Below are 2,353 nucleotides of genomic sequence, written 5' to 3'. Positions count from 1 at the left end.
GGATCGCGGTGGCGTCGTTGCCCTCAATCGGACCGAATCTAAGGGAGTTTAAACTCGCCACCGGGCGAGCGCCCATGGTGAAGATATCGCGCAGGATTCCGCCCACACCCGTCGCGGCGCCCTGGAAAGGCTCAACCGCGCTCGGGTGGTTGTGGGACTCCATCTTGAAGACGACGCCCCAGCCGGTGTCGCCCAGCGGGACGCTGCCTGCGTTCTCTAGCTCGCCCGACTCTTGTGCTTTTTTATACTCGGAAAAGAGCTTCAGCACCGGGCGAGAGTACTTATAGCCGCAGTGCTCGCTCCACATCACGGCATACATTCCCAGCTCCGTGTAGGTGGGGACACGCCCCAAGACTTCTTGGATCTGGGCGTACTCCAACGCATTGACGCCCATCTCGCGGGCAGTGGTTTCGGTGACTTGGGGGTACTCGGGGGCATTGACGGGGGTTAACATAGCGCCTCTATTGTACCGTGGAAGCTTAGTAAGGTAATATTGCGTCGCGGAAAAACCGACAATTATCTCCGACAAACCACTATGCTCTTGCCGCACTCCCTTAAAGTACTTTCTCTCAATAACCTCCTTGAGAAAGCTCATGCCCTCATGAATCAGGATGCGGGGGCGGCGCTCACACTCGCACAAGAAGCGGTCACCCAGGCACGCTCCACTGCCGCACCACAGCTGCTCGCTAAAGCACTTCGGGCGCGGGCCATGGCGCAGGGCTCCACAGGCAATATCACCGCCGCGCAGAGCGATTTTGAGGAGGCACTCTCGCTTGCCCAGGAAAGCGAAGATCTCTATTTGGTGAGCCAGTGCCTGCATGGAAAAGCAGTCGCCTTAAAGCACCAAGGTGCCTACTCCGAGGCAATCACGACAATGCACTCGGCAGTCGAGATCCTGCGCACAATCAATAACCCCAAAGGACTTCAGACGAGCCTGAACTCGCTCGCAGCATTTCATGGGAGCCTAAGCGACTATGGCGAGGCGATAATCTGCCTGACCGAGGCGCTCGAACTGGCGCACGGCGACCACAACAACGAAGCACAGATTCTGAGTAATATCGCGATGGTGCACCTTGAGTGCGGGCAGCTCGACGAAGCCCTGCGTCACTTTGAGCGGTCGCTTGACTACGACGCGGCGCTGTCGCACGTGACCTACCGCTGTAATACGCTGATCAGTTACGCCCACACCCTCCGTGCAGCAGAAAGGCCCGATGAGGCAACAGCAGCAGCCCAGCAGGCTCTGAACTCCGCCCGCACACAGCACAATAAGCCTCTGGAAGCCGCCGCTCTCGTCGCTTTGGGATGCTCACTCACCAATCCCGATCTAGCGGAGCGGACGCTTCGGGAAGCCCAGCACCTCGCGGAAGAGCTAGGGCTGCCCGAGCCCACACTTAGTGCCTGCCAGGCACTGGGTAGTTTTCTGGTGGAGCAAGGCAAGAGCGCGGAAGGCTGTACCTGGCTACTTCAGGCACTAAAACAGGCAGAAGCGCACCACCGCCTCTTCGCGCAGAGTGAGATCCACCAAAAACTCAGCATCGCCTATCAGACTCAGGGGGATCTTCAAAAAGCACTCACGCACTACCAGCGATTCCACGAACTCTATGCGCAGCTCCACAAAGAATCCGCACAGCACCGAATGCAGAGCCAGCTCGCGCGACAAGACGCCGAGCGTGCCCATCGAGAAGCCGAGGAATTGCGTCTGCAAGTGCTGGAAGACCCACTCACTCAGCTCTACAACCGCCGTTTCCTCAGTCAGTTTCTCGAAAAAGAGATTGCTCGCTCACGGCGCTACGAGCTTCCGTTGAGTATTATCTTAATTGACATTGACGACTTTAAGCAGGTCAACGATACCTACTCTCACCGAACCGGCGATCTGGTTCTCCTGGCGTTTGCCACGCTTCTGCGTCAGTCCAGTCGTCAGAGCGATGTCCTGGTGCGGCAGGCGGGTGATGAGTTCGTGATTATCGCCCCGGAAACCACACTACCGGATGCCCAGAACCTCGCGGAACGCCTCCGCCAGCGCATCGCGGAGCATCCGTGGGATACCATCGTCCCCGGGCTCCATCTAACCGTCAGCATTGGGGTCGCGGATCTGCTCGGTGAGGAAGACTTGCTAGACCGAGCAGATAAGCTTCTCTACACCGCCAAGCGTGCGGGCAAGAACCGAGTCGCGGCCTAAAAAACTCTATACCGTTGTTGGTACTGCCACCAAGTCGCCGGGCATGCCTTCTTTCCCCGCCTCTTGCTTGCCCGGTATGCCGCCCTCATCGGTCGCGTTTGGCCCCACACTCCAGAGCGTGATCTTCTCGGCAGAGTCACGGCGATAACGCAGCGGCGCACGGGTCGGGGAGAA

2 protein-coding genes are annotated in these 2,353 nt (G+C 58.6%); one reads left to right on the top strand and one right to left on the bottom strand.

The genetic code is table 11. The features are described 5' to 3' along the window. On the bottom strand, positions 1-454 hold a 454-nt coding region (locus ACH2EH_RS02090), incomplete at its 3' end, for an AIR synthase related protein (protein WP_395138405.1). 147 nt (positions 455-601) lie between these two features. On the opposite strand from ACH2EH_RS02090, the gene ACH2EH_RS02085 reads away from it, so the two are divergent. Further along, positions 602-2,179, top strand: a complete 1,578-nt coding sequence (locus ACH2EH_RS02085) for a diguanylate cyclase (protein ID WP_395138403.1) — start codon at positions 602-604, stop codon at positions 2,177-2,179. Positions 2,180-2,353: the final 174 nt, after the last annotated feature.

This window comes from Armatimonas sp. (assembly GCF_043760365.1).
GTDB lineage: Bacteria > Armatimonadota > Armatimonadia > Armatimonadales > Armatimonadaceae > Armatimonas.
The sequence above is the reverse complement of the archived record's forward strand: the minus strand, read 5'-3'. Positions and strand labels throughout refer to the sequence as shown.

Excerpts from the sequence above, each read along its gene's own strand:
- ACH2EH_RS02085 (WP_395138403.1), top strand. The coding sequence starts at position 602 with ATGAATCAGGATGCGGGGGCGGCGCTCACACTCGCACAAGAAGCGGTC.